The sequence below is a fragment of the Paenibacillus sp. GYB004 genome (assembly GCF_036577605.1).
GTDB classification, from domain to species: domain Bacteria; phylum Bacillota; class Bacilli; order Paenibacillales; family NBRC-103111; genus Paenibacillus_AB; species Paenibacillus_AB oceani.
This window is the reverse complement of the sequence record NZ_JARBDB010000001.1, coordinates 1-21,181: the sequence shown is the minus strand read 5'-3', so window position 1 is coordinate 21,181 and position 21,181 is coordinate 1. Positions and strand designations below refer to the sequence as shown.

Below are 21,181 nucleotides of genomic sequence, written 5' to 3'. Positions count from 1 at the left end.
TGGTTGCTCGACACTTCCATGATACCAAACAAAGAGGGTGTTTTTTGTCAATTAAAAGAAAAAAAGGGTATTGGCTCTTAAAGCTACAAGGGATTCAACCTATTTTGCAACTGCGAAAGTTGAGTAAATAAGAAGAGAAAAGCTACAGTAAAATCAATCTATTACTTAGGAAGTTTGAGTAAAGTTTATGTTAAAGGCTTGATTCTGAGGCTGGCTCAAGACAAAGTAATTGCTCTAGGAGACTCGCTTCCAACCTATATTGATACTCTTCCTTATGGTCGTGATGTAACACTAAAGCATTTGTTGCAACACAGTAGCGGACTTTATGACGCTTTAGGGACTGACACACCATTCTTTAAAGCTATGTTAGCGGGAAAAAGATGGGCTGTCGATGATATAATAAAGGAAGTATGGAATAACGAACCATGGTTCCAACCGGGAAGTAGCCATCGTTACTCGAATACGGATTATATTCTCCTTGGAAGAATAGCTGAGTTAGCTACCAACAAAACTTTCTCACAGTTAATTCAAGCGTATTTTTCACAACCTATTAACTTAAAAAGCACCTTCTACGCGCACGAGGATAAATTACCGAGTTCACTTTCTCTCGGCTATGATTCTTACCATTACAGGACAGAATATAAAGAAAAGTTAGTAGCCTTAGATCAGTGCCCGATTTTTCTTCCAACAGCTGGCTTTATGTCCGGGGGGATCGTAGCTAATGCCTCCGACGTTGCAACGTTTTTATACCATTTGTTTGAAGGAAATGTTCTAAACGACGAATATAAGAGGATTTCACGTCTGTTTTTTGGTACTAAAACGTTTGGTGGAATAACATTTAGAGAGCAAGTTGGATATATGCCTGGATACAAAAGCTTTAGTGGTCATTCTACTAATAAGAAAATCAGCATCGCAGCTATAACAAATATTTCAGATGATAAATTGCTCTATCAAGCAGTTGATAGTATTATTCAATTTTTAATTGATTTGGGCATTCTTAAAAACTGAAGCTAGTGTAGGCGCATAATTGCATCTCGGTATTTGGTAAAGTTGAGCATATAGTAAATTAATCCTTTTAATTTAAATAATACTGTTAATTTTAATTAAAAGCGGCTCCGCCTACTTGGCGATGCCGCTGCACACTCAAAACACCTTCTGAGCGTCCCGCTCCTCCTTCAAAATCTCCACCGCCTCGCGGAAGCGGAGCGAATGAATGATTTCCCGTTCGCGCAAAAACTTCAAGCCGTCCTGCAAATCTACATCATCCGTTATATCGATCAGCCATTGGTACGTCGCCCGCGCCTTCTCTTCCGCCGCAATATCTTCGTAGAGATCAGCGATCGGATCACCCTTGGCCTGTATGTAGGCCGCCGTCCATGGCACGCCCGACGCATTCTGATAAAACAGCGCGTTGTCGTGAGCGACGTAATGGTCGCCGAGTCCGGCCGCCCTCATCATTTCCGGCGTAGCGTCCTTCGTCAGCTTGTAGACCATGGTGGCGATCATCTCGAGATGCGCAAATTCCTCCGTCCCGATATCTGTAAGTAATCCGATCACTTTATCGGGAATGCTGTACCGCTGATTCAAATACCGAAGCGCCGCAGCCAACTCACCATCCGCCCCGCCGTACTGCTCCAGCAGGAATTTCGCCATTTGCGGGTCACACTTGCTTACCCGGACGGGATACTGCAGCTTTTTCTCATAAATCCACATGCCTCGCCATCCTCCTCTACAAATGGCACCGAACCGTTCGGATATCGGCAAAGTGCCTGTTCGGCCTTTTGTTTCACCGTCATACCTGCTCCCGTGGCGGCACGATTACGGCTCATGATATATGAACCGGGCATCAGCATCCGTCTTCCCCTCGCCCCACTAAACCTGCCAAGGCCAAGGCGTGTTTATCCAATCCCACGGGTAACGGCTGAAGCTCAGACCGTATTGAAGCAGCGGACCGTACTCGCTCTCGTATTCACAGGCAATTTGCCTGCGATGCACCGCCATCTGGTTGAATTGCTGAATCGCCTGCAAGTCGTTCGGATGCGTATCCAGATACAGCGTCAACTCGAGAAGCACGAAGTCGGCCTCCTGCAAGGTGCGAAGCAGCTCATAATAACGATCGTCCAGTTTCTTTTCCATCGCTTACCCTCTCCTGCCGTTATAGGGACTGTAATAAGCGGGCCACAACGTACCGGCCCTGAGCGCTTCCTGCGGAGTAAACTGCGGAAGACCGGGCGGCTGTACTGGCATCGTGACGTTAGGCGGAATGACATACCATTTTTTCAAAATCGGCGGGCACGGATCGCACGGCCCCACGAACGGATAATAGACGCGCCACTGGGAATGCTGCGCCGGGGAATGCATGGGTTGCATCGGTTGCATGGGTTGCATCGGTTGCATGGGTTGTATCTGTTCCAAAGGAATCTGCCTCCTTCAAGGAGTAACGGAGTGTTAAACTTATATACCTTATGAGCAAAGCCCAGAAAACTTGTTAGTCCCATTAAAAAAACGGAGAAACACCCGGACTGTGCCCCCTAAGACGTTGCTTTAACGAACTCCGTAACTCCTATTGGATCAAAAAACGGCGATCTGAAGTTGTTAGGAATCCCAGAGTCGTTATTCCCTGCATACTTCTCTATTTCGGCTATGATTCATCCACTAAGACTGTTGAGATTCGTTAGATCTATATTGCCGACATTTCCCATCAATAAGCGCAGCATGATTCGTTAGCCGAGAGGTTGGTGGGGTTGGTGGGGTTGGTGGGGTTGGTGGGGTTGGTGGGGTTGGTGGGGTTGGTGGGGTTGGTGGGGGACGGGGATACCAGGGCAGACCGAGGCTTGCCGAGGCATGTACACTACAACGCAAAAACCCCCGAAAGACCCTATCAAGTCTCCCGGGGGCGCATCCCTATCTCTAGAACACCTTATTTCTTCAAGCTGTCCCACGTCTTCTGGAACTCATCGAACATTTGTTCCTTCGTCATCCGCTTGGCGACATACGCCTGCATCGCATCCGCGAACTTCTTGCTCGAAGCTTCGCCGCTCGGGAATTTGAACCAGTTCCAGCTAAGCGTTTTTTCGTCTTTGACGTACTTCATAATGTCGGCGGCCAAAGGTCCGAGGGTTGCTTCGTCGGCTGTAATCGTTTTGAATGCCGGGATAAACTTGAACTCTTGAGTAATATACTTTTTGCCGACATCCGACGTAACCATCCAGTTCAAAAACTTTTTCGCTTCGTCCTTCACAGCCGAGTTTTTGTTAATGACCCAGTTGTTCGGCACGCCGACCGGCAGCTTGTCGTTAGCCGCCGCATCGTCGCTGATCGGCATCGGCAGGAAGCCGACCTTCAGGTTCGGGTTCGTCTTCGTCAGTTGCACTTGCGTCCAGTTGCCCTGCTGCGTCATAGCGGCTTTACCCGTTGCGAAAGTGGTCACCTGCGTGTTGTAGTCCGTTTGCAGCGGATTGGCGTTGCCGTATTTCAACTGGAGATCGAACAGCTTCACCCAGTTGTTAAACGTTTCGTTGCCGGTCATCTTCCCGGTGCCTTTGTTCAAGCTGTCGATAAAGCTGTTCGGGTTCGACTGATAAGCGAACGGCAGGTTGACGAAATGATTGCCGAGCACCCACCATTCCCCGTAGCCGTTAACGAACGGCGTAATGTTTTTGGCTTGCAGCTTTTTGGCCGCCTCCTCCAGCTGGGTGAGCGTCTTCGGCAGCTCGGTAATGCCCGCCTGGGCGAACAGCTCTTTGTTGTACAGGAAGCCGTAACCTTCCAGGTTAAGCGGTTGACCATACAGCTTGCCGTCTTTGGTCATCGGTTCTTTCGCCACTTCGACGACGTCCTTCACCCAAGGCTGGTCGGACAAGTCCTCCAGATGCTCCAGCCACAGATCGAGGTCGGTAAAGCCGCCGTTATTGAAAATATCCGGTCTATCGCCGGAGCTGAACTTCGCTTTAAGCGCCGCCCCATAGTCCGCGCCGCCTCCGACGGTATCGATCTGGATTTTCACCCCGGGGTTTGCGCTTTCATACTCTTTAGCGAGCTTGGCGAGCTGCTCGGCAATTTCCACTTTGAACTGGAACATTTTAATCGTTACATTTTTTTTGCCGTCCTCCCCGGTTTGTCCCCCGGCAGAAGGCTGATCTTTTTGGCCGCAGCCGGCAACGACCACAGAAAGGAGCAAGGTGCCAATCAGTCCGAATGTAGCGAAACGTTTGTTCATCGTTCATTTCCTCCCTTTTCTGTATATGTTTATTGGTTGTGGAATACCTTCATTGTAAAGCGGTTAGCCAAAGACCGACACCGACGCGAATGAACGAATAGGGGGAAAAATGTGATTTGCCCTCCCCTGTCCGCCGCCGGTCGCCGCTTGCGTCTTACCCTTTTACGGAACCGGCCGTGATGCCCTCAATAATGTGACGCTGCATAGCAAGGAAAAAGATCACGATCGGCGTGACGCTGAGGACGAGACCCGCGAGCGCCAAGTCCCACTGCTTCGTATACTGCCCGAAGAACGAATACGTGGCAAGCGGGATCGTGCGCAGATCCGGACTGGACAGAATAAGCAGCGGCAGCAGGAAGTCGTTCCAGATCCACAGGCTGTTGAGCAGCACGATCGTAACGGTCATCGGCTTCAGCAGCGGGAATACGATCCGCCAAAACACGCCGAACGGCGAGCAGCCGTCCACCACGGCCGATTCTTCGACCTCCAGCGGAATCGACTTGATAAAGCCGTGGTACAAGAACAGGTTAAGCGATACCCCAAACCCGAAATAACAAATGACGAGGCCCAGACGATTATCCATCAGGTTCAGCCAATCCGCCACGCGTACAAGCGGGATCATCACCGACTGGAACGGAATGACCATCGCCGAGACGAAGCCGAGCAGCAGCAGCTTGTTCAGCCTGCTAGGTACACGGACCATCCGGTAAGCGGCCATCGAGCTGATCAGGACAAGACCGACATTGCTCGCCACCGTGATGATCAGCGAATTCGTTAATACTTTCGGAAACTGCGTAATCTCCCATACGCGGGTGTAATTCTCGAAATGGAGCGACTTCGGCAAATTGGCCGAATTGACGAGCAAGTCGCCGAAGCTTTTGAACGAGTTGACGATAACAAAGTAGAAGGGAGCCAGAAACAGCAGCGCCAGCACAAGCGCCATCAGCTCCAGCAGCAGCGTCCGGCCCGAATACGCTCTCGTTTGCATTACGCCTCCACCTCCCGTTTTTTCGTAAAGCTGACTTGCAACAAAGTGACGAGTGCTACCGCGGCGAAGAAAATAACCGATTTAGCCGACCCGAGCCCGAGCTGGTTATTGCGGAACGCATCCTGGTAAATATTCATCGCGATCGATTCCGTCGAGCCGAACGGACCGCCCTTGGTCAGCGACATATTCAGATCGAACATTTTAAACGCCCACGAGATTGCGAGAAATAGACAGACCGTTACAGCAGGCATAATAAGCGGAACGGTAATATGACGCAGCATCTGCAGCCGGGTAGCGCCGTCGATCCGCGCCGCTTCGGTGACATCCTTCGGCACGTTGCTCAGGGCGGCAATGTAGATGATCATCAGGTACCCGGCGCTTTGCCAGACGCTGACGATAATCAGCCCCCAGAAGCCGGTAGCCGCATCGCCGAGCCATGGCAGTTGAAAAAATCCGATGCCGGTCATCTCGCCGATCGTAGCGAACCCTTTAACAAAAATGAACTGCCAGATGAATCCGAGCAGCAGTCCGCCGATCACGTTCGGCATGAAAAAGATCGTCCGCAGCACGTTCCGCGTCTTTAATGCCTGAGTAAGCAGCAGCGCCAGCAAAAATCCCAAAACGTTCGTCAATACGACGCTGGCCACCGTGAATCTGGCGGTAAAGCCGAAAGAGTGGAGAAACGAGTCGTCTTCGGTTAAGATGGTTGTATAATTCGCGATCCCGACCCATTTCATGTCTGAGCTGACGCCGTTCCATTCCGTAAAGGAATAATAGATGCTCATCAGAAACGGCAGCAGGACGATGACCGCAAACGCCAGCGTCGCCGGACCGACAAAGAAGGCTTGCAGCGACATATCGCGCAGCATTTTGTTCCGTCTCATCTTGGTCGACCTCCTTGTGGTTCTACTTCATTGTTCCCATACTTGTATCTTAAACCCGAACCGCCCCGTGCAAAATGGAAGTTCGTGACGCATTTGGTGGAACTTCATGACGTGTTGCTCATTCGGGAGAAAAAAGCGAGGTGTCGCCTTGTTTCGGACAAGCATCCGCAATAAATTAATCGCCATCCTGCTCGCGGCCGTCATCGTCCCGCTCTCCACTTCGATTCTGATTACGTACGGCTATACGAAACAGACGGTAACCCAGGAGCGAATCGGCGTCACCTCGGCCCTGCTCGTGCAAGGCAAAGAAAATATCAAACACTATATGGACACCGTGCACCAGGCTACCCTGACGGTGTACAACGACGAGAAGCTGAACAGCATCATCTTGTCCGGGGCGACGGACTATTTGAGCGATAAGGAAACGTACCGGGCGCTGATGCACATGACCAATGCGGCCAGCGACATGTATCAGGTGTACTTGTATCTGAACAAGGCGAAGCAGCCTTATCTGTTAATCAACTCGCTGTTTCAGCGAGTCCCCGCCGAGCCGAGCCCGGTCCGTCCCGACTTCTCCAAGTCCGAAGTCGTCATCGAACCGCCGCATCCCAGCCATCAGTACGGCTTCGCCGTCCCTACCTACGTCGAGCCGGCCGTCGTCCTGTCGATGCACCGAAGCATCCGCCGCGTACCGGGAACGGAGGAGGAACTGGCCACTTTATCGGTCGACATCAATATGAGAGGCCTGCGCACGATGCTCGAGAGCATGTACGAGCGGAATCGCGAGCAGCTGTACATCCTCGATTCGGCAGGCTCCATCCTGTACGGACCCGACGAAGCGGCATGGGGGCAGCGTCCCGGCGACGGCTGGATCGCGCATCTGCTTGCACAGCCGGACGACTCGGGCAGTCTCGTATGGAACGAGAGCGGCTTCAAGGGCATCCAGGTGTACGACAAAATAACTACAAGCTATATGGATTGGACGATCGTCAAACGAATACCGGAGGACGTGCTCTACAAGCAGGCGCGCGATCTGACCCGGATCAATACGTTCGTTCTCGCCGCTTTCTCGGTTTTGTCGGTACTCGTTACGGTAGGAGCCGCCTTTATGTTCACCGCTCCGATCAAACGTCTGCTCGGTTATATCAGCGTCATTCAGAAGGGGAATATGAACGTCGATATCGATATGAAACGGAAGGACGAGTTCGGGATATTGGCCGCCCGGTTCGGCTCGATGATGCAGCATATCAACAATCTGATCGTCAAGGAATACCGGCTGGAGCTGGCCAACCGGACCAATCAGCTCAAGGCGCTGCAAGCGCAAATCCATCCGCATTTCCTGTACAATTCGCTGCAATCGATCGGAACGCTCGCCCTGCAGATGAATGCGCCGAACATCTACAAGCTGATCTCCTCGCTCGGCAAAATGATGCGGTACAGTATGAATACGACCCAAACCTCCGTGCCGCTCGCCAAAGAAATCGACCATATCCGGTCGTATGTGGACCTGCAGAGCCATCGGTTCGACGGACAGGTTTCGCTTAAGCTGGAGCTTGACGACAAGACGATGGATATCCAAGTGCCCAAGATGCTCATCCAGCCCGTGGTGGAAAATTATTTCAAGCACGGCTTCGACCCGGCGGCCGTGACAGAGGGGCTTATTACCGTGCGAAGCCGCTTGACGGACGAAGGCCGGCTGATCGTCTCGGTCGAAGACAACGGCAGAGGGGCTGAGGCGGAACGACTGAACGGAATAAGGCTACTGCTTCGCAGAGCCGGAATAGGCAGCGACGCCGATTCGGAGCAGGAGGACGGCGGCGGCATCGGGCTGCTGAACGTCTTGTCCCGGCTCAAGCTGCTGCACGGCGAAGAAGCGGCGATGGATATAGAAAATGTAAAGCCGCACGGCTTCAAAGTGACGATGTCGATCCCAAGCGGAAAGGAGGCAAACGATGAAAGTACTGATCGTGGATGACGAGAAACATGTTCGGGACGCCATCAAGCTGCTCGTCGACTGGAACGAGTACGGGATCGACACCGTGCTGGAGGCGTCCGACGGCGTGGCCGCTGCAGAGATCATCGAGGCCGAGAAGCCGCAGATCGTCTATACGGATATGATGATGCCGAATATGGACGGGATCTCGCTGCTCCGCTGGATTCAGGACAACGCTCCGGATTGCCGGACGATCGTGATCAGCGGCCACGACGATTTCGAGTTTATGCGGGGAGCGGTCAAATACGGCGGCATGGACTATTTGCTGAAGCCGATTGACGCGGAGCAGCTGCTGGAAATTACCGAGAAGGCCGTCCGCAGCTGGAACGAAGCGGAGAGAGCACGGCTCGATTTGCAGCTTAGCTCGATCCGGATGAACTCGCTCCTGCCGGTGTATGCCGACAAACTATTTTCCAGCCTGATCGGGGAGACTACCTCCTATTACGCGGAGAAAGCCTGGTTCGAGCAGGAGTATCCCGAGCTTCGCGAAGGCACCCCTTGCCGAGTGGCTGCGATCGCGTTCGATACGCTGCACGGCAAGCTGCGGGACAAGTTCGCGGCGCAAACCGAGCTGCTGCAGTTCAGCCTGGCCAATATCGGCAACGAGCTGATGAACGGACAGCCTAGGCAAGGCTTCGCCTTCCGTTACTGGAGCAGCCGCCATCCGGTCGTTCTCGTTCACTGGGGATCTCCGGAACGCACGCCCCGCTTGCTGGAGTCGATTAACGACGGGATTTACCGGGCCTTCGGCGCACGCGTCGAATTCGGACTCGGCGCCAGCCTGCCTTTCCCTTCCGCTCTCAAGGAATCGTTCGCACAGGCGGAATCGGCGCTGCGGCATCGCAATTTGTTGAATCGTAAAGGGTGGATTCATGCGTATGACCCGAAGGAGAAGCCTCGTCCAGCCGAGATTCATTTCAGCGACTTCGAGGACCTGATGAGAGTCGCCATACGCAGCGCAAGTCAGGAGAAGATCAGGGAAGCGGTTCAAGCGTGGATTACGGAAGTCTCCAGCCGAAGCGTCGTCACCTTGGACCATCTGGAGCTGTGGCGTCACGAATTCCATGTCCTGAAGTCACGCTGGGTCAAGGAGTTGTTCCCCGCTGACGATACGGACACCCGCTTCCCGGTCGAATCGGCCGAACTGCCTGTCCCTTTGAACGAACAAGGGCTGTTGTCGCTGGAGAAGTGGGGCGGTGAACTTGCCGCGAGCCTGATCCGCTTGTCGGAATTTCTCCGTCATGCGGCGCACCAGGAAAACAACCTGGTGTACGAGATCGCCCGTTATGTGCAGCAGCGGATCGATCGGGACATCAGTGTACAGGACATCGCCTCGCACTTTTATTTAAGCCGCGAATATGTGTCGCGCCGATTTAAGCAGGAGTTCGGAGAAACGATCAGCGACTACATTTTGCGCCATCGGATGGAGCAAGCGAAGACGCTGCTTCTGCATCCGGATCTGAAGATCGTGCAAATCGCCCGGATGACCGGTTACGAGGACGAGAAATATTTCAGCAAAGTGTTCAAAAAGACGTTTGGAGTGACGCCGGTGGAATACCGGAAAAAGCAAAGCGGGGAAGCCTAGAAGATGGGGGAAAGAGGTTCCGAACGGGGCTTGACGCTTTCCCGCGCCAAAAAGCTGAAACGAACAAATAGCCGGGAAGACAGCCGCCCTGCCAACGCCACCAGTTCCTCCCGGCATTCCTTGCCGACCGTGAAGATGCAGTCGGGCGTCTCGCCCCGCGGCCAGCGCGTCCTCCCGCCTTTGAGAACCCCGACCTGGAACTTCACCACCATCGAGATTTCCAGACCCGTCCCCGCAATCTCCCCGTCCCCCTGCAGCGTTTATCGGGTACACGCTGCGCTTCCCTTACAATATATCATGATTACCGGCCGTCTCTCCGATTTTAGCTGCATACCAAAAACCACGATCCCGGAAAGCTCGGCGGCTCATCAGGATCGTGGCGGGTTGGTCGGACATCAGCGTCACCGGACCGGCATATTGATTAAAAATAGACGAGTGCAATTAGAGCCGCCAGTACGAAACGGTAGATTGCAAAAGGAACCAGCTTGATCCGCTGGATCAATTTCAGGAAAAACCGGATAGAGATCAGGGCAAAAATAAACGCGCTCACAAAACCGACCGCAAAAAACGGCAAAGCTTCTGCGGTAAACGAATCCCAATGTTTGTACAGCGAGATGACGCTCGCCCCCATCATGATCGGTACCGCCATAATAAACGTGAAGTCGGAAGCGGCGCGATGGCTTAGTCCGAGCAAAACGCCACCGGATATCGTCGAGCCGGAACGGGAAAACCCGGGCCACATGCCGAGACACTGGAACAGGCCGATGCCGAACGCCTGCTTGTACGTTACTTTATCGACCGTGTCCGCTTTGGGCACGCGCGGGCGGAAGCGGTCGGCGACAATCATCAGCACCCCGCCGACGACGAGGCCGATCAGTACCGTTTCGATGGAGAACAAGTATTCGTCGATATAATCTTCGAACAACACGCCGATGACTCCGGCCGGGATCAGGCCGACGATGACTTGCGCCAGCTTCAGTCTCGGTCCGCCTTTCGCCGCGCCGTCACTCTTCCTGCGCAATCCGAACATGTCGAGAAAGCGGTCCTTGAACACGATCACCACGGCGAGAATCGAGCCAAGCTGGATGACAACCTTAAACGAGTTGGCCACCGAAGCCGGAAACAGCTCCTTCGAATGCAGCAGCAGGTCGTCCACCAGAATCATATGTCCTGTTGACGACACGGGCGCAAACTCGGTCAACCCTTCCACAATCCCTAATACTAACGCTACAAAAAAGTCCCAGAAGCTCAAACCAACTCTCACCTCTCCTAAAGTTTCCAGCGCGCGCTATTTCGCGAAAAGAGCCGCCTGTGGCGGCCCGTCATGCTTCCCCGTTCATTCCAGCTTGATATTAAACTTGATCAAGCCGACCTTGCGCATTTCTTTATAAATCATAATGACGATCGGTCCCAGAAACAGCCCGACAACCCCAACCAGCTTGAAACCGATGTACAAGCCGACAAGCGTAGGCAGCGCACCGATGCCGATCGAATCGCCGAGTATTTTCGGTTCCGCGATGCGCCGGAAAATCGTGATGACGAGGAACAACGCAACCAAACCGATCGCCAGCGGCATATTGCCCTTAATGAGCACATAGACCGCCCATGGCACGAGGACCGAGCCCGTTCCGAGAATCGGCAGCACGTCAACGATAATGATCAGAAGCGCAATAGCGAGCGGATACTCCACCCGGAGAATGAGAAGCCCCAGCAGCGAGACGAGGTAGGTCAATGCGCTCAAAATAATTTGCGCCTTCAGAAAGCCGAATATGGAACTGCGCAAATTGCCCATCACTTCTTCTACCTTGCCGCGCGATTTTAATTCGAACAGCCCTAGAAACTGCGTCTTCAATACCGGCAAGCTGTAGTTGACCAAATACAAGGCGACCATAAACACGATGAACGCCACGAACAGGTTCGGAACCGCTTTGGCCGCCCCGAGGAAATACGAGGATATGCTTGTGATCATACCCGCGATCGTCGAAGTAATCGACGCTACGCTGTTCGCCAACGTCGTTTGCACCTGTACGGCGACATCGGCCGGCAGCGAGTTGTAGAACAGCTCGGTCCTCTCGGTCGCATCCTTGAACACTTTGTTGAACTCGTCCAAAAATACCGGAACTTTGGTCCACAGCTCGACGAGCTGAGAGACGACGCCCGCTCCGATCAGATAAGCGAGACCGAACAGCAGCAGCGTAAACAACGTACAGACGATCGTAGCCGACGTTACCCGATTCATCCGGAATACTCTCATCATCGCGCGGATCGGCGCATCCAGAAACATCGCGATAACGATGGCCGCCAGAAACGGCATGCCGATCGTAAACAATCCGTATAACATTACGGCGCCGGCAAGTATGGCGACGACCGCTTTGATGGACACTAGGCACCGCTCCCCTTAATCGACGTATAGATTTGCAGCAGGTTCGGCGCTTGGATCTCGCGTAATATGTACCCGGACCACTCGCAGTCGGTCTACTTCCGCCACTTCGAACGTATAGCCGTCATGCTGCACTCGGCTGCCTTTGACCGGTACGCCTTCCAGCTGCTTAAACAACCAGCCGCCGACGGAGTCGACCTCCGCATCCTCGATCGCCGTATTCAGCATATCGTTAATATCCTCAAGCAGCATGCGCCCGTCGACCGAAGTGACTAGACCGTTCACTTCCACGCTCGAACGGCCCTCATCGAACTCGTCCATCAGCTCGCCGACGATCTCCTCCAGAATATCCCCGATCGTCACAAGCCCCGCCGTTCCCCCGTACTCGTCGATCACCACTGCAATCTGCGACCGCTGCTTCTGCATCAGGCGCAGCACGTGGCTGACTTCCATCGACTCCGGGACGGTCAGGATCGGACGCAGAAGCGTCCTCAGATCATGGTCCTCATCGGGATCGGCGGTCAGCAGATCGGTAATATGGACGAATCCGACGATCCGGTCCTTGTCGCCGCTGGCGACCGGATAACGGGTATGCTTGGAGGCGTAAGCGGTCTTCACGCTTTCGTTAAACGGCTGTTCGAGATACAAACAGTCCATATCGGTCCGGGGAACCATCACTTCGCGCGCCAGCCGCTCGGAAAATTCGAATATATTGTCAAACAGCGCCATCTCGTCTTGGTCGATATGTCCGCTTTTCGCGCTTTGATTCATCAGAATCCGGATTTCTTCCTCCGTATGCGCTGCCTCCCGCTCCGAAGCGGGCTGAACGCCGAACAGCTTCAGCAGCTTGTTGGCCGCTCCGTTCAGCACCCAGATTGCAGGCATGAACAGTTTGTAAAACAACATAAGCGGAGCGGATAGCCACATCGAGGTGCCTTCCGACTTCTGAATGGCCAGCGATTTGGGAGCCAGCTCCCCCAAGACGATATGCAAAAACGTAATCACCGAGAAGGCGATGGCAAACGAAACCGTATGGCTCCACACCGCGTCGCCCGCGCCGAATTTGGCGAGCAGCGGCTCGACGAGCAATCGGGATACCGCCGGTTCGCCGACCCATCCGAGTCCAAGCGACGCCAGCGTAATTCCGAGCTGGGTAGCGGATAAATAGGCGTCCAGCCTTTTGGTTACCGCCAGCGCATATTTGGCTTTGCCGTTTCCTTCGTTGACAAGCTGAGTGAGCCGGGATTGACGTACTTTTACGAGGGCAAACTCAGCCGCGACGAAAAATCCGTTTAAAAAGACGAGAACCAGGACGAGCACCATATACAAAAGCAGTTCGTTCCAATGAAATTCCGTTTCCATTGTATACTCTCCGAGGTTGCTCCGGAGATTCCTCCCTTTTGCGGCTCAGCTGTCTGTCCGTATAGTTAGACGTTAATGGACGCTTTCAGGTTACAGCTTTTTAACTACTTAACCGAATCAATCCTGCCTCAAACGATCGCCCGGCGCTTCATAAAATCGACATCGCGGTAATAAGCGTCCGCCACAAGCAAATTCGGACCGCAGCAGGCAGCCGCATCGCAGTGGCAGTTGACCATCCGGCTAAGCGGATGCTCCAGCCATTTATCGAAAATACCGTCGAGCGAATCGGTCGCCACGTTGCCGAGCGAAGACAAATCCGCGAAGTCGGTTACGAAAACGTCCCCAGTAAACATGTTCACGTTCAGCCGGTTGCGTCCGTCCGGGTCGTTGCGCACGGTTACTTTCGGCTCGCTGCGCATTCTGCGGACAAGCTCGAGATCGGCTTCCCCGCCGCCGCATGCGAAAAACGGCAGCGTCCCGAACAGCATCCACATGTCCGGATCGCGCCCGTCCAGCAGCCGGTGAATCGAAGCGCGAATCTGCTCCAGCGACAGCTTCGGCAAGTTCGCCGCGAACGCGCTCGGATACATCGGATGCACTTCATGACGCACGCAGCCCATCTCCCCGATCAGACGGTGAATATCCACGATTTTCTCATGTGTCCGGAAATTGATCATCGACTCCGCCGATACGAACATGCCGCCTTTGCTAAGCGCGCTGGCATTATCCATCATCCGCTCGTACATTTTGACCGCGGTGTCGCGGCCGACCGGATGACCGGCATGCACGAAGCCGACGCGATGAAAATCGTCCGCATCGGTGTAGTTGAAGGAAATGTGCATGACGTCCAGGTAAGGCGCCATCATCTCATATCTGGACAGGTCGAGCGTCACATTCGAGTTGATCTGCGTCCGCACACCGCGTTCTCTTGCGTATTTCAACAGCGGAACGATATAATCCTTGACCGTCTTCTCCAAGTAAGAGGGCTCGCCTCCGGTAATGCTGATCGTCTCGAGGTGCTCCACTTCCTCGAGTCTGCGGATCAGATCGGCAATCGGAATACGGGCCCCTTCGGTCATCGTCAAAGCATCCCCGACTGCGCAATGCTCGCAGCGCATATTACATAAATTGGTAACTGTAAATTCAACGCTTGTCAGCACATGACGTCCATGCTGCCGCAGCGACCGGATCGGGTCCCAAGGATCGTACTCCGGCGTAATCGGCTTCAAGAGCGCCGCCTGTTTGTAATCGTTCATCTTGCCTTTCCCCACCTGACTGTTCCTTATCCTTCCCATTTTACCCGAAAGCGTGAAAAAAAGAAAACCCCGGGCTACGATCGGCCCATGGGCAGCAATTCGTAACGGGATCTTATGTAAATTTGATAGGCTCCGCCACCTGGACGTTGCCGATGCCTTTCACAATAACAGACAAATGGGTGGAAAGATCGATTTCATAAGGCTCTTTCAACGTTTGACCTTCTTGGTCTTCCAGGATGCGGACAATCGGACGCTGAGCGAATTGGCTGTTGACGTCCACCACGACCCCCGTCTCGCCCGTATTTAAAGTAACGGTCGCCCCAAGCGGGTAAATCGCCACCCGATCGCGGAAATGCTCCACCTTGCTTTTCTCGTAGAGCGAATCAGCGCCCGTATACAGCACTTCCATCGCCTGGTGCGGCAGCATCGCCGCTCTGTACACCCGGTTCGTCGTCATGGCGTCGTAGGAATCTACCAGCCCGATCCACTTGGCGAAATCATGGATTTCTTCCCCTCTGATTCCTCTCGGATATCCGCTGCCGTCCATCCGCTCATGGTGCTGCAAGGCGCAGTGCGCCGATAACAGCGGAATGTTCGGTTCGTCCTTCAGCAGCCGGTACCCGTATTCCGTATGTCGCTTCATCGTCTCGAATTCGGAGTCCAGCAGCTTCCCGGGTTTCTTCAAAATATCCGTCGGAAGCTTGGTCTTGCCGATGTCGTGCAGCAGCGCTCCCAGACCGAGCATCGTCAGATCGTTTTTGGAATATCCGTCCGCCAGACCAAGCATCGTCGCGTAAATGCATACGTTCAGCGAATGCTGGTACAAATACATGTCCGTGATGCTAATGTCGGTCAGCATAATCATGGCGCCCGGATTTTGACTGAGATCGTCGATGATCATCTTCAAGGCTTCCATAAACGATTTGCCCATATAAGGCTGGTACGCGGCACGGCGCGGCAGTGAATCCAACATCACACGCTTAAAATTCGTGCGGATGACACCCATCGCCATCCGTCTCGTTTCCACAGTAATCGCGTCCCTGATGACAACATCGTCTGTCCGTTCGTCTTCAATATACAGATGGGGGATTCCGTACAAGGCGAGACGTTCGACCATCCTTTGAGTCAGCTCCACATGTTCGGCCAGCAGCACGAGACCTTCCTCGTTGAACACTTTTTTTGCAAGCCGCATGCCCGGACGGCACCACTCGATCGGTACAAGCCTCATTTGTTTCCCCACGTCTCTTCATCATTTTCTCGTTGTATCCTTTATTAATGTATCGAATTGTTGTAAAAAGAGCAACAAGAAACCTCACAGTTCGACAAAATTTCCAGGACTTTAGAACTAGGAAATTGGCATCATTTTAACGATTCTTTCCTTTTTTCAACCGGGAAAGCCGATCGTATACATATATATCAGTACAATTGCAGCGAGCGCAAACCGGTAATAAGAGAAATAAGTCAGCTTCAGCTTGCCTACAAGCTTAATGAACGTAACGACGGCCAGAAGCGCAACGACAAACGCTACGACGAAGCCGACCGCCAAAAAGCCGATATCCCCCGCGGTCATCGTACCGGCATTTTTCAACAGCTCGTATCCGGTTGCCGCGCACATGACAGGGATGGCGATCAGAAACGTAAAGTCCGCGGCCGCCGCCCTGCTCGCCCCTGCCAGCATCCCGCCCGCAATCGTCGCTCCCGATCGGGAAAATCCGGGCCATAACGATAAACATTGGGCCATCCCGATAAAAAACGACTGACGGTACGTCAACTGGTCCATATCGCCCGCGGTAATAGCAGGCTGCTGCTTTTCCCCAATCATCATAAAAATCCCACCGGCGATTAGACCGATCACCACCGTCTCCGGCATGAACAACAGCTTGATGTAGTCACGGAATACGAAAGCGAGCCCGAGCGCGGGCACGATCGCCAGCCCTATATGCAGCAGGTTGAGCCGTCTCGCTGAACCCGAACCTGCAGCCGGAGCCGGAGCTTGCGGATCGCGCCAGCCGAACAGCCGAAGCACCCGCCTCCAGTAAATGATCGCCACAGCGAGAATCGCGCCGAGCTGGATGACGACCTCGAACGTCTCCGCTTTATCCCCGGTAAACTCCAGCATATTGCCAACCAGAATCATATGCCCCGTCGAAGATACCGGCAAAAACTCGGTCAGCCCTTCCACCACCCCGATAATAAACGCCACCCACAAACTGAACATGCCATCCCCCCTAAGCGTTAATCGCTTACCGGAAACCAGCTGCGATGGGAGCAAAGCTGCAGCTCCTCTTCGTTTTGAAGCTGGTCGCCCAGCACGTCCCGAATAAACTCCGGCAAATAATACTGAACGATTTGTCCGCGGCTAAGCGACATATAGCCGATCCCGAACGTAAACATATCGATCGTGCCAACGTTATACATTCGCTGTTCCTCGAGAGGTTCGCCGTTTACCGTTACGCTGCGGATTTTCCGGTAAGGCTCCGCTTCCGCGGCATATTCGATGCGCAAACCGGAGACGCACAGCGTTCCGAGCAGCTTGCCGCGGAAGCCGAACCCTTTGATCGGTTTCAGGATGAACTCGTCCAGCAAAGCTTCTTCCAGCGCAAGGCGCAGCTCGTGTCCGGGCAGACGGATCAGGCACGGATTAATCGGCGGTGGGCATATTTCCAGCAGCCGGTATTGCGTGACCGTCCCCTCCTCCAAGCTTTGCAAAATCTGGCCCGCATTCACAAGGCCGATCTCGGCCCCCGTCCAGTTGCGCAAACCCGACGCGAGCAAATTGCCCAGAGGCGACTCCGATTCCCATCGTATGTATAGCGGCTGTTCCAGACGAGCGACGGACAGAGTAAGCCTGTCGCGGCTCCTCTGCTCCTCCTCGGCGATAATGGTCTCGAGCCGGGCCGAATGCAGAAACCGCTCCGTCTCCCAGATCAACCCTTTGACTAAACGCAGTTGCTTATCCGCCATACTGTAGGAGAACTCCAGCTCGCCCACGTGTTTACCGAAGCAGCCTGCGGCGGCGATGTAAGTACCGTTTAGAAACAGCGGCTCCTCCAGCAAATGATGAGTATGGCTGCCAAGGATGACATCGATCCCGTTGATTTGCTCAGCCATCGCTTTATCGTGCATCAGACCGAGATGGGAGACGACGACCAGTACGTCGACGTCGGGACGCAGCAGATCCGTCAGCCGGGCGGCGGTCTCGTAGGGATCGGAGATATTCCAGCCCAGCAGCGTGTAAAAGTCGGGATAATAGGCGGTCAGTCCGATGATGCCTACGCGCAGCCCGTTTTTGTCCAGTATCCGGTACGGCTCCATCCAAGGCGGCGCTTCGCCCGTGTCTTTATCGGATAAATTGCCGCATACGACTGAGAACCCGTTTCTCTGTTTATAGGCAACGCCGAGCTGCTCCGGAGTAAAGGTCAATCCCTCGTTGTTGCCGGGAACGACGAGATCGTAGCCGGTTGCATTCAATACCGCAATATTGGCAAGGCCGGAGCTGCCCTCGGTTTCGGGCCGCATCCGGTCCATATGGTCCCCGCAGTCGATGACGATCAACTCCGAGGACGGATGACCGCTTCGAAGCTGCTCCAAAGCGGACCCGACTCGGGGCATCCGCTCGAAGTGACTGTGGATATCGTTCGTATGCAGAAGGACCAGCTTTTTGTCGTCCATGCTCCGCCCTCCGCTTCATTCGTATACAGATTGTCCAGACTCTATCCATTTCGATTCCGATCAAAAAAGTTCCTGCCGCCGGCTTTTCCTAATTCTATGCTTTTTTTTGCCGGACATGCAACGGAAATGGTACACTTGGTGAAGATCAACTAGCCCTATGGAGGTGCGTTTCCAGCTTATGCAGCTTGTCATTCGCGTATTCGCCGGGTTATCGGATGCACTCGGCGCTTCCACCGTTCCTATAGACATACAAGGGGAGACTTTGACCGGAGCCGAGCTGAAGGAGCTTCTGAGCCGCGCCTATCCCGCAGCGAGCGGTTTGATCCGGACGGCGTTCATTGCCAAAAATCAAGCTTACGCCTCAGACAACGACCTGTTATCCGTAACCGATGAAATTGCCGTTATTCCTCCCGTATCCGGGGGGCAGCAGGAGCCGGCATTCCGCTCATCCGTCGTCGATGAATCGCTGGGCCTGCATCGTATTACGACAAGCCCGCTTACCGCGGACGAGGTATTTGTCAAAGTAGCAGACGACGAACATGGCGCGTCGTTGGTTTTCATAGGTACGACACGCCGGACGACGCTGGGGCAGCGTACCGTTCTGCTGGAATACGAAGCATACGTCCCGATGGCGCTCAAGACACTTAAGCAAATATCGGACGAGATCCGCTCCCGATGGCCCGGCTCCCTCACGGCCATCTCGCATCGGATCGGGACAGTTCCGGTCGGCGAAACCAGTGTCGTCATTGCCGTATCGACGCCGCACCGCGCGGACTGTTACGAAGCGAGCCGTTATGCGATTGAAAGGCTGAAAGAAATCGTGCCTATCTGGAAAAAGGAAGTGTGGGAAGACGGCTCGCAATGGAAAGGGCCACAGTCCGGCCCGTGGAATCCGATGCGCACGACATGAGTGTTCAGGCCAAGCTCCGAAGCGAAAATCTTGCTCGCAGCCGTCTCTTTGGCATCATTCATTCAGCTATTCGGCTTTATCTTAGGCGCAAAAAGACCGTTTTAGCCCTGAGACGGGCTTTAAACGGTCTTTTCGGTGTTTTTCAATGCTGTACAACATCGATTCCAGCTTGGATGGCGCGCTTCAGTACATCAAGTTCTGAGTTTAGCGAATGGCTGGATGGCTGGATGGGTTTTGCTTGTTCTGACTGAAGCTGGATGGTCGGATGAATCCGGATCATACTGGCTGGGCTCACCCATTACCCAGATCGATCTAACCTTTCTCCATGCTCTTTTACCGCATGTTTATTCCATATCCAGACGCTTGGCGCTTAAAAACGTTTTTTTCCAGTAAGGCTGATTGATGTTCGTAATTTGCACACCGTCTTTTGGTTTCGGCGAAGCGTGGATCATCTGGTTGTTGCCCATGTAGATGCCTACATGCCCGACGATCTTATCCGTTTTGAAGCGGCCGGGTACGTAAAAAAACATCAGATCGCCCTCACGCAGCATTTTGCGGCTGACGTTTTGTCCTTTCCGGGCTTGCGCTCTTGCGGTACGCGGCAGATCGACGTCTTCCTTGCCGTAAAGGTATTGGGTAAACGTCGAGCAGTCGAACTTGCCCGTCTGCGGATACGGGCCCGTGCCGAATTTGTATTTGACGCCCAAGTATCTTTTACCGGTGGAAATCAGGTTGTCCGTATTGATATCGACCTGTACCGGAATCGCGTCCCCTCGCCCGTAAACAGATACAGCCGCTTCAAGCGCCTCTCTGGTGAAAGAGGAAGTTCCCCCGGCAGATGCCGGTTTTTTCTTTTTCGGATCGTTCGGATCGTCGGCGAAGCTCCACTCATCCTCTTGGCCTTCCGGTTCGGGCGGCAAATTCAATATCGCTTTGTCGACCGCGTTCGGATTCGGCTTAATGGCCAGTTCGTTATCGCGCACCTCGTAGGAAACGACATCGCGGAACAAATCTTCAACCACGGACAAAGGGATCTGCAACGTATCGCCAGATACGAAAGGCGCCTCGGCCATCGTTAAAGCATTTCCCTCCACAACAGCCTGCGTGCTCCCGCCTTTGAGCTCATACACGGCGTCATTATCGCCTATCCGCAGCGTGCCGGTCGCCGGGTCCCAGTCCCACTGAAACTCCAGCGTATCGGCGAACGTTTGCCCGGAAATAACCCGTTTCCCTTCGACCATCATGATCGGGATTTTGGCCTCACTGGCATTCAGCATATTCACACCGGAACCGGACAACGCCTGAGGCGTCTGCGGAACGGATGGCGTTGCCACCTCCGGCGACGGTCTCGCTTCCCCCGCCTGACGTTTCATTCCTCCGTTATTCATCCCGCATGCGGTCGTGGTCATCAGCGCAACCGCGATCAGAGTGAGGGCTACCTTCCGCTGCCTTTTCGTCATAGTCGTCTATGCTCTCCTCACGATAAAATTTCGTTGATGAGATTAGCTTTAGGCAGTGTGGAATGAATTATGCGGCGGAATGAAGGGGGATGGATTGTAATTGTTGGGAGGGGCGCATTAGCCAATTCAGAATCTAAAAAGCCCTGGGTCTGCTTGTTTTCTCCAATTTAAGAGTCTCATATTAACTTGCACAATCCGGGGGAGGCATTTGATTACGAGCTTTAAAAATTGATATTTGATGGTGAAACCTAAACAGGTTATGGTGTCCCTGCACACTTTATATTAAAGAGGGTAGATATAATTGTTCAATTAATGCCCATTTTTTGAGCAATGAATTGACTCAATATATGGTGCTACAAGATGTCAAGACAGTTTTTTTAGATTATTAAGGTGTGAAAACCTTCACAATACTTGTTCCCCTTGCCCCGAAGGGGCAGGCAGTTCGTTTCCAGAATTGGGAATCTGATCGCTG

Annotated in this window: 18 protein-coding genes and 1 pseudogene; 4 read left to right on the top strand and 15 right to left on the bottom strand. The window is 53.6% G+C overall.

Annotated features, from left to right (window positions below):
• Window positions 1–138: 138 nt before the first annotated feature.
• A pseudogene (locus tag PV433_RS00095) lies at window positions 139–1,008 on the top strand (serine hydrolase domain-containing protein); the annotation flags it as partial.
• Window positions 1,009–1,143: 135 nt separating this feature from the next.
• Here PV433_RS00095 and PV433_RS00090 read toward each other — a convergent pair.
• The 6 genes from PV433_RS00090 to PV433_RS00065 all read right to left on the bottom strand — a co-directional run bounded on the left by PV433_RS00090 (window position 1,144) and on the right by PV433_RS00065 (window position 6,076).
• Window positions 1,144–1,713 carry a manganese catalase family protein gene (locus PV433_RS00090; protein WP_190931827.1) on the bottom strand — a complete coding sequence of 190 codons (570 nt, stop codon included), beginning with the start codon at window positions 1,711–1,713 and terminating at the stop codon, window positions 1,144–1,146.
• 159 nt (window positions 1,714–1,872) lie between these two features.
• The gene (locus tag PV433_RS00085) at window positions 1,873–2,136 is read right to left on the bottom strand and encodes a spore coat protein CotJB (RefSeq protein WP_332070202.1); all 264 of its coding nucleotides are present in this window, start codon (window positions 2,134–2,136) and stop codon (window positions 1,873–1,875) included.
• A 3-nt stretch (window positions 2,137–2,139) separates the two neighbouring features.
• Window positions 2,140–2,361, bottom strand: a complete 222-nt coding sequence (locus tag PV433_RS00080; protein ID WP_190931851.1) for a spore coat associated protein CotJA — start codon at window positions 2,359–2,361, stop codon at window positions 2,140–2,142.
• A 559-nt stretch (window positions 2,362–2,920) separates the two neighbouring features.
• Window positions 2,921–4,219 (bottom strand): ABC transporter substrate-binding protein, encoded by a 1,299-nt coding sequence (locus tag PV433_RS00075; protein WP_332070201.1) that lies wholly within the window; start codon window positions 4,217–4,219, stop codon window positions 2,921–2,923.
• A gap of 154 nt (window positions 4,220–4,373) precedes the next feature.
• The gene (locus PV433_RS00070) at window positions 4,374–5,207 is read right to left on the bottom strand and encodes a carbohydrate ABC transporter permease (RefSeq protein WP_332070200.1); all 834 of its coding nucleotides are present in this window, start codon (window positions 5,205–5,207) and stop codon (window positions 4,374–4,376) included.
• Window positions 5,207–6,076: a carbohydrate ABC transporter permease gene (locus PV433_RS00065; protein ID WP_190931850.1), complete on the bottom strand. Its 870-nt coding sequence runs from the start codon at window positions 6,074–6,076 to the stop codon at window positions 5,207–5,209. The genes PV433_RS00070 and PV433_RS00065 overlap by 1 nt, the downstream gene beginning before the upstream one ends.
• A gap of 163 nt (window positions 6,077–6,239) precedes the next feature.
• On the opposite strand from PV433_RS00065, the gene PV433_RS00060 reads away from it, so the two are divergent.
• Window positions 6,240–8,066, top strand: coding sequence for a cache domain-containing sensor histidine kinase (locus PV433_RS00060; RefSeq protein ID WP_332070199.1), 1,827 nt, complete (start codon window positions 6,240–6,242; stop codon window positions 8,064–8,066).
• On the top strand, window positions 8,044–9,669 hold the full coding sequence (locus tag PV433_RS00055; RefSeq protein WP_332070198.1) for a response regulator: 1,626 nt from the start codon (window positions 8,044–8,046) through the stop codon (window positions 9,667–9,669). The genes PV433_RS00060 and PV433_RS00055 overlap by 23 nt, the downstream gene beginning before the upstream one ends.
• Here the strand turns inward: PV433_RS00055 and PV433_RS00050 are convergent.
• From PV433_RS00050 to PV433_RS00015, 8 genes are all read right to left on the bottom strand, one after another.
• On the bottom strand, window positions 9,666–9,881 hold the full coding sequence (locus PV433_RS00050; protein ID WP_332070197.1) for a hypothetical protein: 216 nt from the start codon (window positions 9,879–9,881) through the stop codon (window positions 9,666–9,668). The genes PV433_RS00055 and PV433_RS00050 overlap by 4 nt on opposite strands.
• A gap of 209 nt (window positions 9,882–10,090) precedes the next feature.
• Window positions 10,091–10,921, bottom strand: a complete 831-nt coding sequence (locus PV433_RS00045) for an undecaprenyl-diphosphate phosphatase (protein ID WP_332070203.1) — start codon at window positions 10,919–10,921, stop codon at window positions 10,091–10,093.
• Between the two features lie 84 nt (window positions 10,922–11,005).
• Window positions 11,006–12,052 carry a sporulation integral membrane protein YtvI gene (ytvI, locus tag PV433_RS00040; protein WP_332070196.1) on the bottom strand — a complete coding sequence of 349 codons (1,047 nt, stop codon included), beginning with the start codon at window positions 12,050–12,052 and terminating at the stop codon, window positions 11,006–11,008.
• A gap of 15 nt (window positions 12,053–12,067) precedes the next feature.
• Window positions 12,068–13,411: a hemolysin family protein gene (locus PV433_RS00035; protein WP_332070195.1), complete on the bottom strand. Its 1,344-nt coding sequence runs from the start codon at window positions 13,409–13,411 to the stop codon at window positions 12,068–12,070.
• Window positions 13,412–13,539: 128 nt separating this feature from the next.
• The gene (yfkAB, locus tag PV433_RS00030; protein ID WP_332070194.1) at window positions 13,540–14,667 is read right to left on the bottom strand and encodes a radical SAM/CxCxxxxC motif protein YfkAB; all 1,128 of its coding nucleotides are present in this window, start codon (window positions 14,665–14,667) and stop codon (window positions 13,540–13,542) included.
• Window positions 14,668–14,779: 112 nt separating this feature from the next.
• Window positions 14,780–15,895: an HD-GYP domain-containing protein gene (locus PV433_RS00025; RefSeq protein WP_332070193.1), complete on the bottom strand. Its 1,116-nt coding sequence runs from the start codon at window positions 15,893–15,895 to the stop codon at window positions 14,780–14,782.
• Between the two features lie 156 nt (window positions 15,896–16,051).
• The gene (locus PV433_RS00020) at window positions 16,052–16,885 is read right to left on the bottom strand and encodes an undecaprenyl-diphosphate phosphatase (protein ID WP_332070192.1); all 834 of its coding nucleotides are present in this window, start codon (window positions 16,883–16,885) and stop codon (window positions 16,052–16,054) included.
• Between the two features lie 17 nt (window positions 16,886–16,902).
• Window positions 16,903–18,339, bottom strand: coding sequence for a bifunctional metallophosphatase/5'-nucleotidase (locus tag PV433_RS00015; RefSeq protein WP_332070191.1), 1,437 nt, complete (start codon window positions 18,337–18,339; stop codon window positions 16,903–16,905).
• A 178-nt stretch (window positions 18,340–18,517) separates the two neighbouring features.
• On the opposite strand from PV433_RS00015, the gene PV433_RS00010 reads away from it, so the two are divergent.
• Window positions 18,518–19,249 (top strand): molybdenum cofactor biosynthesis protein, encoded by a 732-nt coding sequence (locus PV433_RS00010; RefSeq protein WP_332070190.1) that lies wholly within the window; start codon window positions 18,518–18,520, stop codon window positions 19,247–19,249.
• Window positions 19,250–19,593: 344 nt separating this feature from the next.
• On the opposite strand, the gene PV433_RS00005 is transcribed toward PV433_RS00010, so the two are convergent.
• Complete coding sequence (locus PV433_RS00005) at window positions 19,594–20,709, bottom strand: C40 family peptidase (RefSeq protein WP_332070189.1); 1,116 nt, start codon at window positions 20,707–20,709, stop codon at window positions 19,594–19,596.
• Window positions 20,710–21,181: the final 472 nt, after the last annotated feature.

Excerpts from the sequence above, each read along its gene's own strand:
- PV433_RS00015 (WP_332070191.1), bottom strand. The coding sequence starts at position 18,339 with ATGGACGACAAAAAGCTGGTCCTTCTGCATACGAACGATATCCACAGT.
- PV433_RS00065 (WP_190931850.1), bottom strand. The coding sequence starts at position 6,076 with ATGCTGCGCGATATGTCGCTGCAAGCCTTCTTTGTCGGTCCGGCGACG.
- PV433_RS00080 (WP_190931851.1), bottom strand. The coding sequence starts at position 2,361 with ATGCATTCCCCGGCGCAGCATTCCCAGTGGCGCGTCTATTATCCGTTC.
- PV433_RS00025 (WP_332070193.1), bottom strand. The coding sequence starts at position 15,895 with ATGAGGCTTGTACCGATCGAGTGGTGCCGTCCGGGCATGCGGCTTGCA.
- PV433_RS00070 (WP_332070200.1), bottom strand. The coding sequence starts at position 5,207 with ATGCAAACGAGAGCGTATTCGGGCCGGACGCTGCTGCTGGAGCTGATG.
- yfkAB (WP_332070194.1), bottom strand. The coding sequence starts at position 14,667 with ATGAACGATTACAAACAGGCGGCGCTCTTGAAGCCGATTACGCCGGAG.
- PV433_RS00035 (WP_332070195.1), bottom strand. The coding sequence starts at position 13,411 with ATGGAAACGGAATTTCATTGGAACGAACTGCTTTTGTATATGGTGCTC.
- PV433_RS00085 (WP_332070202.1), bottom strand. The coding sequence starts at position 2,136 with ATGGAAAAGAAACTGGACGATCGTTATTATGAGCTGCTTCGCACCTTG.
- PV433_RS00050 (WP_332070197.1), bottom strand. The coding sequence starts at position 9,881 with ATGGTGGTGAAGTTCCAGGTCGGGGTTCTCAAAGGCGGGAGGACGCGC.
- PV433_RS00090 (WP_190931827.1), bottom strand. The coding sequence starts at position 1,713 with ATGTGGATTTATGAGAAAAAGCTGCAGTATCCCGTCCGGGTAAGCAAG.
- PV433_RS00005 (WP_332070189.1), bottom strand. The coding sequence starts at position 20,709 with ATGACGAAAAGGCAGCGGAAGGTAGCCCTCACTCTGATCGCGGTTGCG.
- PV433_RS00020 (WP_332070192.1), bottom strand. The coding sequence starts at position 16,885 with ATGTTCAGTTTGTGGGTGGCGTTTATTATCGGGGTGGTGGAAGGGCTG.
- PV433_RS00010 (WP_332070190.1), top strand. The coding sequence starts at position 18,518 with ATGCAGCTTGTCATTCGCGTATTCGCCGGGTTATCGGATGCACTCGGC.
- PV433_RS00075 (WP_332070201.1), bottom strand. The coding sequence starts at position 4,219 with ATGAACAAACGTTTCGCTACATTCGGACTGATTGGCACCTTGCTCCTT.
- PV433_RS00055 (WP_332070198.1), top strand. The coding sequence starts at position 8,044 with ATGAAAGTACTGATCGTGGATGACGAGAAACATGTTCGGGACGCCATC.